Genomic DNA, 8,920 nt, shown 5'->3' with positions numbered 1-8,920 from the left:
CTACAACACCCGAAGGAGGCATTCCACCCTCGATTACCGCAGCCCGATCGACTACGAGCAGCAGACCATCGATAGAGTGCTGCTCGCCGCATGACAGCCGGTGTCCACATGTCGGGGCGAGCCCCCGACACCCGACCCTCATCTGCACGCGCACGTGACCATCGCGAACATGGTGCGCGGCCGCGACGACGGCAAGTGGTCGGCGATCGGCGCTGGCGGCCGCGACATCCACCGTCACGCCCACGCCGCAGACGCATTACTCAAGGCGCGTATCCGCCGGGTGCTGACACAGCGGTACGGCATCGCGTGGAAGCGCGATCCGCACACGGGCGCGTGGGAAATCGCTGCGATCCCCGAGCGGGTGCGTACGTTGTTCTCCAAGCGGGACGGACAGGTCAAGGCGCTGCTGACCAAGCTCGGCACCAGCTATGGTGAGGCCTCGCGCGAGGCCAGAAAGGTGGCTGCTGCCGAGTCCCGGCAGGCTCGGCTGCCGGACCTGGAGCAGGTGGATTTACGCGCGGACTGGCAGCGCCAGTTGGCGGCCGTCGACGTCGACGCGGCGGAGCTCGTGCACTCCTGCCGCCACGGTCGCGCGGTACTGCCGGAGCGGCCCAGCGCGCAAGAGATCGCCGCGTGGATCTGGCGTCCCGAGCACGGCCTGACCGCTCACCGGAAGGTGGTCACCCGTGCTGACGTGCTCGCGGCCGTCATCGACGCGCTGCCCGACGGGGTGCGCGATCTGGCCGAGGCCGAGGCGCTCACCGATGAGGTTCTGGCGTGCGGGCCCGCAGTTCGGCTGCCTGACTCCGGCGCGAGCCATCTGACCAACTCCGACCGCTACACCTCAAACGACATCCTGCACGCCGAGCAGGCGATCCTCGACAGCGTCCGCCGGCGCTACGACACCGGTACGGCGGTGGTGGGTGCCGACGTTGTCCGGCTGGCCCTCGGCACCTTCCAGGTCACCAACGGCTTGGAGCTGTCTGATGAGCAGCGGGTTGCGCTGGAACGGGTGCTGACCGCCGGGCACGGCGTGGAGGCGGTCATCGGGGTAGCTGGTGCGGGCAAGACCACGCTCATGGCCGCCGCCCGTGCCGCGTTCGAGGGACGCGGTCTGGTGGTGCGGGGCGCGGCCACCGCCGCGGTGGCGGCTGCCAACCTGACCGCCGAGTCCGGCATCTCCTCCAGAACGATCGCTACCTGGCTGCAGCGGATCAGCGACGCTGAGCGGCCGGGTCTGACCGGCGTGGACGTGCTGGTGGTCGACGAGGCCGCGATGGTCGACGACCGCGAGCTCGCCACGCTGCTGGGTGAGGCGGAGCGGACCGGCACCAAGATGGTCCTCATCGGCGACCCGGCGCAGTTGCGCGCGGTGGGTGTCGGTGGCGGTTTCGGCGCCGTCCACCGCCAGATCGCCAGCCTTATTCTGCGGGAGAACCGCCGCCAGCGCGACCCCATCGAGCGCAAGGCGGTCGAGTTGTGGAGGGCCGACCAGAAACACGAAGCTCTGCGCGCGTGGGGGCAGGGCGGCCGCGTGCACGCCGGCCGTGGGGCAGCCGACACCATGGCCCGCCTGGTCGCCGACTGGGCTGCGGCTCGCGAGCCGTACCGCACCGGCGCCCCCGAGGCCGTGCACGACGAACTGGCGGGGGTGCTGGTGCTCGCCGGCACCAACGCCGCCGTCGACCGGATCAACCTCGCCGCCCGCGCCGTACGGCGAGAGCAGGGCGAAATCACCGGCCCCGACCGCGTCTATCGCGTCGCTGGCGGCCGCAGCATCGCCCTGGCCGTCGGCGACCACGTGCGCGTACGCCGCAACGACTATCGTGCCCGCCGTGGCGAAGCCGAACGCGACGTGCTCAACGGCTACCGCGGCCACGTGACGGCCATCGACGAACGTGGCCGGGTCCAGGTCGAATGGCGCTACACCGGCCCCGATGGGCCGAGCCTGGCCAGCGAATGGATCGGCCCGTCCTACATCGCCAACGGCGGCCTGTCCTACGGCACGGCCATGACCGTGGCGGCCGCCCAGGGGACTCACCGCCGAGCACGCGCTCATCTACGGCATGGGCCTGGACCCGCACACCCTGTACTCGGCGATGACCCGCGACCGGGAAACCGCCCGCCTGTACTTGCCGCGGGAACTCCTGGAAACCGACGCGGACCGCGTCCGCCATGGCCAGGTTCGCAGCGAGGCCGACGAACTGCAGCGAGCCCTGTCCGCCTATGCCGCCAGTTTGGAGGACACACGCACCGACGCCTTCCTCACGCCCGAACCCGACCCCATTGCGGCCCCACCGGAGAAGGCCGCGAAGCCGGGCCGTGGCGCCGAACGTTCCGAACCCCGTCGCGAGGCCGAGCGCGCCCGTACGCACGATCTCGACGCCAACGAGGTCCAAGGCCCGGCCAGCTCCAACACCCCGGACAGCGTTGAACGCGCTGCCCGGGACGATGTCGAGCAGAAGGCGCTGAGCTCGGTGCGCCGAGCCACCGCCTTGCTGGCGCTTTCCCAATCCCGCTACGGCGTGGGCCTGCTGCCCGAGGCCGAGCTTGCCGCGCGTCTGCACGACCTCGATGAGCAGATCACCGCCGCGGACGCCAAAGCAAGGGCCGCCGAACGGGACGAAGACCGCTTCGCCCGCGAAGGCGGTGGCCGAGCCGAGCGAGAACTGCTGGCCAAACGCGAGCGGCTGATCGAGCAGGTGCGCCGGGTGGAGGCTGCGGCCACCGCCGAACAACAACTGCAGCGGGCGCGCCAGAGCATCGCCGAGACCCGGCAGCAACTGGAGGAACTGCGCCAGCGCGAGCTGGCCATCGCTCGCGAACTCGACGCGTTGCGGCCCTGGCACCGAGCCCGCCGCCGCGAACTGGAGAGCGAACTCCCCGAGGTTCTCGACCGTCAGGCCCGCCAGCATGCACGCCTCAAAGAGGTCCTGGAGCGCGGCACGGAACTGCAACAGATCGCCCGCCAGACCGCTGATGAGGCCCCACCTCAGGTCATCTGGCCCTTGGTACGCCGCCGCCACGACGACCTGGAGCGCGACTTCGACGCGATCCAGCGCAGTGCTCGAAGCGGCGACGTCACCGAGGCTGCTTTTCGCGCCCAGAAGGCCCGCGCCGCTCGATCCGACCTTAAACAAGAGCTTGCCGCAGTGAAGGAAGAGCAGACGCGGCGCGTTGACCTGCCGCCAGACCGGCGCGACATAGAACAGGCCGCGCGAGCTGAGCACGCGCAGCGACAGGTGGCCGAACATTATTCAAGCCGGGACATGTCAGAGCACAACCAGGCAAGCGCTCCACAGCCCGGCGGACAGCAGCACGCCCTCGCCACACCATCGAGCGCAACGTCGATGGTTGAAACTGCTTCACGGTTACGCCAGTTCCCGCGCCGACACCCTCGGCAACCGGGTGGCCTAGCTAGTACGCCAGTGACTCCTCGCGATCTTGGCGGCGGAGGTCGCATAGAGGCGGCCACCACGTGATCATTCGGAGTTTGTGAAGACATCTGAAGATTGCGGGATGGCCGTTGCCGACACTGTAGACCCTGACGGCTGGATGGTCACCTTCAACGACCTGATGGGCCGGATCGCCGGGCGCTTCGGCCGCATAGAGCCGCGTCGCACCGCCACCGCCTACGTCCGTGGGCTGCTGTCCGATCTCGACCGTAAGAACTGCTCGCCGGGCTGACCGGCCCGCAGACGATGCAACGCCTGCTGCGCACCGCGTGCTGATGCGGCGGAGCAATCGAAGGCCGGTGCGGCCAGCGCGCTCTGGTGCTCCCGGCAGGCGTCGTGCACCTCCGCGGACCGGATCGAACCACCCGGCTCGGCGATGTAGCGGACGACGTGGCGGCAGACGTGATCGACGTTGTCGCGGAAAAGCGGCAGCCCAACTCCCAGGCAAGAAGCTCAGCGCGGCGACGGCAGGACGGACAGCTCGCAGGCGTAGGAGTCAGCCGGCGCGCTCAGCGCCCAGACGATCATCGCCGCCAGCGTATGCGGCCGGATGCACAGCTCGGGATCATATGGGCGCCCAAAGGCGCTCCTTACCTCTCCCAGCAGGTCGGTCGCCGTCGCTGCGGGATAGACCGTGGTGACACGTATCCCATGGGCTGCCTCCTCCTCGCGCAGAGAATCGGCCAACTCCCGCAGTGCCGCCTTGCTGCCGACGAACGCCGACCAACGGGGGACACCGGTCATCCCGGGCGAGGCGTTGACGAAGATCACATGCCCCCTGGACCGCCGCAACGCGGGCAACGTCAGCCGCACCAACTCGGCGGCGGAGGCCACGTTCACCGCCAGCGTCCGCCGCCACGTCTCGGGGACTGCCTCGGCAACGGCTTCGACGGGAGAGATTCCCGCGCAATGCACCAGCGCCTGCACGTCCTGCAGTTCTCCCGCGTCCTCCAGTGCTCCCAACGCGGCAGCCAGGGTCCCGGGTTCGGCCAGATCCGCCTCGATGCCGCGCACATCCAGCCGCCCGACATCGCGCCCCACGGCGATCACCCGGTGCCCCGCCTCCACAAGCGCGCTGACCAGTGCCGTCCCAATCCCTCCGGTGGCCCCAGTCACCAGCACATTTCCCATGAGGCTCCCTTTCTCCGCGGCGCAGTAGCTGATCATCGCCTGTCAGGGAAGCGGCACACAACCTCGTGTACTACCGTCCCGTCCACACCTGGCTTCGAACCTGAACCCGTACTCGGACACACGCAGACCCGCGCCCCCGGACGGACCCTTCTGCTCGCTGATGTCCTGCACGGGAACGGCACCTGCCGAGAGAACCGCTTGCGTTCCACGTGCAAGTCCACCCGACAGCACTGGGAAAAAAATCAACCTGCACGCGGGAAGCGCTTCAAACGGCGCCTATTCCGCCAGGTCATCCGCTCTCGTGAACACCCCCGCCGCGACTGGGAGAGCGAACCGATGCTGCCCGATGCGCCGTACCTGCCCGCCCTGGCGACCTCGCCTGTCTCGGTGGCCGCCGAGTAACTGGTCACTTCTCCCGATGTCGAGGGCTACGACGTCCCGCTGGGGCGCTCACCAAGCACCCGCGATACTGAGGACGGCGTTGTCAGGAGCAACGAGCTGCGCGGTGAGCAACGCCGGTCCGATCGGTCCGTGGAGCAGGCCTGGGTTGCCGCTCGACTCCACCACATCAACTCGGCGCTCCGCACTCGGCGCAGTCCCGCGACCCAGGGCCGACTCAGAGGCGGCACGTGCACTCAGCAATCGGGCTCTCGCCAACCATGCCGGCTCCCCGGTGTGCCGGTGAAGCGCCATCAGGGCGAGACCCCGCCCCGCCAATCCGCAACAGACGCCGGCCGGTGCGGACCCGGAGGCCTCGTAGGCGTGCCAGGCGGCCGCGCGGGCGAGGTCGCCGTAACTTAGTGCATCTGCTTGGGCCTGATCGCCGGCGAACACCTGCTCGGCCGCCGTCCACAAGGCGACGTAACCGGCCGAGCCGTTGCACCAGCTCGCACTGAGGATCGCGTCGTCGCCACTACCGTCGGACTTTCGTGGCCACACCAGCCCTCGCCCCAGGGGCCGCGCGAATTCGGCAAGCTCCTGAAGGCGGTTGGCCAACCCCTCCGGCGGCGGGGTCGAGGTCGCCGTGCTCCAACGGAGCAGGGCCGTCAGCATGCCGGCCCAGCCGTGCGACGCGCCGAGCAGCGTGATCCCATCGCCCGTCTTCAGCGTGGGATGGTCCGTGAGGGCGGCCCAAAGGCCGTCTCCGATCGCGGTGCCCCTCGCGATGAGTTCTTGCTCGGGCCCCAGGAGCGAGACCAGAGTGGTGCAGCCCATGAGCAGGCCCGCTCGGCCGAAGGCCACGTCGAGGGCGTCGTCGGGCTGTGCGCAGCGTAGGAAGGAGTCGACAGCGGTCCGGCAGGTTTGGGAGTCCCCGCGGGCGTGTGCGACTAAGGCGTGCACCAGGTGGACGCCCCCGGCGTGGTGGAACAGCGATCCGTTCCCGAACAGGGAAGGCCCGATGCCGCGGCTGTCGTCGCGGAACGCGTTCGCGTCGGTCTCGGACAGGAAAGCCCGTGTCGACCACATATCGGCGGTGGCGAGCACGTCCGGGCGGTCGAGCGCGTGCGCGACGTGAAGCAGCGCGTAGGCCAGCCCGGCGGCGCCGTGGCCGATGGAGGCTGTCGGTGCCGGCAGTCCGTTCCTTTGCCGATTCCCCGTCGGGCTGAGGTCGGTCAACGCCTGGTCGAGCCCTTCGGCGGCCTGATCGAGGCCCAGCCGCAGCGCCCGTGGGGCTGCCCGCAGATCTGCGGCGGCGGCGTGGCGGAACGAGTCGGCAAACTCGTGGACCGACGGGTGGCGCTCGTGGGGCTCCTTGGCCAGCGCGCGGAGCAGGCACCGCTCGACCGCCGGGCTGCTGAGCCCGTAGTGCTCGAACGGCAACGGGGCGTCGGCCATCACCTGCCGCAGCATCTCGCCGGGCTGCAGTGAGAACAGATGGGTAGCACCCCCCGTAATGAGCAGGTACACCAGCGCACCCAGCGAGTACTGCTCCGAGGCCGCAGAAGGTTCAGGCAAGAACCCGGTCTGCTGGCGAGCCCGCGCGATCTCCGGGGCCTGATAGGTGTCGATGCCGCCGCGGACCGGCGCACCGCCGACGTCCGGCAGACACGCCGCCCCGAAGTCCAGGACGGTAACCTCGTTGTCCGGCCCTACCAGGACGTTGCGGGGGTGCACGTCGCCGTGGAGGACCCCGCAGGCGTGCAGACCGGCGTAGCAGTCAAGGACCCCCGCGGCAAGGTTGAGCAGCTCGGCGCGACGCTCGGGCCCGCGGAGGTCAGCCCCGGCGGTCTCCAGATCAACCCCCGAAACCCAGCCGAGCACCAGGGCCGGTTCCCCGTCGCCGTCGTCTTCCACCTGCCGCAACGCCGGACCGGCTCTGCCGGCCAGACGGCTCAACACCCGGGCCTCGTGACGCAGCGCGGTCAACGCGCTCGGTCCCGGCGACCGGCCCGGGCGCTTCACCGCGACGAACTCCCCGCGCTCTGTGCGCCCGAGATAGACCTCGGTGTCGTCGAGCACCCGGACGCAGCGCACGATCGTGATGTCGGCGACGCGGTCCCCCGAGGCCCAGAGCGGCCGAACGGCCTCGGCTGCGACATCTCCCTCCAGCGTCAGCAACCCGTCCGCGGCCAGCGCGCTCAGGACCGGGAAGGACTCCTGGAGCACGTCATGGGCGTCGCGCTGCGACGCGACGGCGAACTCCACGACAGCGTCGACGATCGATGTCGGGGTGCGGAAACGCTCGAGGAGCTCGGCGGTCGGACCGCTCACGACGCAGGTAGTCGTGCGGCTGTGCGGACGCGTCACGCAGTAGTCGCCGTCAGCGTGTTCGAAGCGAGCCCGCGTCTCGCGCGGCACCTGATCGACCGGCGTGATGACGACGTCGGTCGGGAGGACAAGCTTCGCTTGGGCGGACGTCATCGTCATCCGGTCTCGAGCACCTCGGTCCACGACGCTGGCGACGGCGTCCACGATGTGGCGTCGATGCCGCTGACCTGCAACCGATGCAACGCGAACTGCCACGGTTCCAGCGCCCCGGTGTCGGCGGCGCGCGCCACCCGCAGGTAGTGCGCAAGCCGGCGGCACAACCACATCCGCCAGCTCGTCGACCGTGCGCCACGTGCGGGACGCGGTGGATCCGCCCCCCATGACAGCAGCCCGTCGGCGGAGATGGGCGCCGTGAATGGCACCGCGAGACCAGTGAACCCGGCCACGTCCGCCGAGAGCTCCTTCGCGAACGCCGACAGCGCGGCGAAGTCGGCGAAGTAAGCGACGATGCGATCGGGCCGACAGAACCCACCGAGACCGGCTGCGACCTTGAACCCGATCACGCGCGCGCCCGCGCCACACGCCCGGACCACCTGGTCGAGAGCCTCGGGCGTCTCCGCAGGAAGTGGGCTCACGTACAGCTTGTACTGTGGCGAGTCGGCGATCGTCGAGCTGTCCGGCCGTGGAGCGAGCCAGTGATACCAGTGCTCGTCCTCGCTGCCCATCCAGCTGCAGGCGCGCATGACGTCGCCGACCCGGTCCGCGCCGAGGGCCGAGGCGACAGCCGCCCGATCCGGGAGCCGCCGACGAAGGCCGGGTGAGAGCGGACGCCTCCCGTAACCGTAGAGACGCAGTGCCAGGTCATCCTCCGGTAGCGGGCCCAAGGCCTGGGCGTAACGCAGGGCAGCGATCGACTGGTCTTGCGAGGGTGGCTCGACTGCTTGCGCGGCGGCCACCCTGCCCGCGAGATACCGCGGGCCGGAGACGAAACCATCGCCGTCCGCGACCTCGAGAATGCCGTCGAGCAGCAGCCGCTGGACGGTCGCGCCCGATTCCCTGATGCTGCGCGCCGCGAAGGCCGGGAGTGGACCCGGTTCGAGCAACGCGAAGAACAACAGCGCTGTCTCGAACGACAGCGAACGCACCGCGAGGTCAGATCCGGCGCGTGGCACGAGCGCGCCGTACACGTCACCGTCCGGATGACCGCTGCGCAGCGCGGCCTGCTCGTCGGGCGGAAGCCGGTCCAGCAGGACCGCCGAGTATTCGCGGTTAGCGCGGTAGATCATGGCGTCCCGAGAAGCGGGTGGCGGGCCGCTCACGTAACTGCGTTACTGGTCGTCGTCCGGCAGCTGCGCAAGCTGATCCTCGGCGGTGGCCAGGTCACGCAGCTGCGCCTCGACCTGCTCACGGGCGCGTGCCGCGGCGTCCTGGGCGTACTGCGCCATCTTGAGCTTGACCTCCAGATCGCGCTTGAGTAGCGGCAGGTCGGCCGCGTCGAGCAGCAGACGTGGCTGCACACGCGGCAGCTCGACGCGGTCCAGGATCGGGTCCCAGATGTCGGCCGGGTCGAAGTTGATGAACGCGCTGGGCACACCACACGGCGGAGGTGGAGGCGGGGGTGGTGG

Annotated in this window: 5 protein-coding genes and 2 pseudogenes; 3 read left to right on the top strand and 4 right to left on the bottom strand. The window is 69.9% G+C overall.

Features of this window, described 5'->3' with window-relative positions:
- Positions 1-100 precede the first annotated feature (100 nt).
- The 3 genes and pseudogenes from E1294_RS57620 to E1294_RS53825 all read left to right on the top strand — a co-directional run.
- Positions 101-1,534 (top strand): annotated as a pseudogene (locus E1294_RS57620) (AAA family ATPase); the annotation flags it as partial.
- A 703-nt stretch (positions 1,535-2,237) separates the two neighbouring features.
- Entirely contained in the window at positions 2,238-3,482 is a 1,245-nt protein-coding gene (locus E1294_RS53830; protein ID WP_281284623.1) for a hypothetical protein, read from the top strand.
- A 94-nt stretch (positions 3,483-3,576) separates the two neighbouring features.
- Positions 3,577-3,725 (top strand): annotated as a pseudogene (locus E1294_RS53825) (IS701 family transposase); the annotation flags it as partial.
- Between the two features lie 183 nt (positions 3,726-3,908).
- Here E1294_RS53825 and E1294_RS49285 read toward each other — a convergent pair.
- The 4 genes from E1294_RS49285 to E1294_RS49275 all read right to left on the bottom strand — a co-directional run.
- The gene (locus E1294_RS49285) at positions 3,909-4,586 is read right to left on the bottom strand and encodes an SDR family NAD(P)-dependent oxidoreductase (protein WP_132519393.1); all 678 of its coding nucleotides are present in this window, start codon (positions 4,584-4,586) and stop codon (positions 3,909-3,911) included.
- A 450-nt stretch (positions 4,587-5,036) separates the two neighbouring features.
- Entirely contained in the window at positions 5,037-7,454 is a 2,418-nt protein-coding gene (locus E1294_RS49280) for a lanthionine synthetase LanC family protein (RefSeq protein WP_165977922.1), read from the bottom strand.
- Positions 7,451-8,482: a hypothetical protein gene (locus tag E1294_RS53820; RefSeq protein ID WP_165977921.1), complete on the bottom strand. Its 1,032-nt coding sequence runs from the start codon at positions 8,480-8,482 to the stop codon at positions 7,451-7,453. The genes E1294_RS49280 and E1294_RS53820 overlap by 4 nt, the downstream gene beginning before the upstream one ends.
- 141 nt (positions 8,483-8,623) lie before the next feature.
- Positions 8,624-8,920, bottom strand: a 297-nt coding sequence (locus tag E1294_RS49275; protein WP_220448392.1) for a hypothetical protein, incomplete at its 5' end; no start/stop codon positions are given.

It is taken from the genome of Nonomuraea diastatica (assembly GCF_004349015.1).
Classification (GTDB): domain Bacteria; phylum Actinomycetota; class Actinomycetes; order Streptosporangiales; family Streptosporangiaceae; genus Nonomuraea; species Nonomuraea diastatica.
This window is presented reverse-complemented; position numbering and strand designations above follow the sequence as displayed.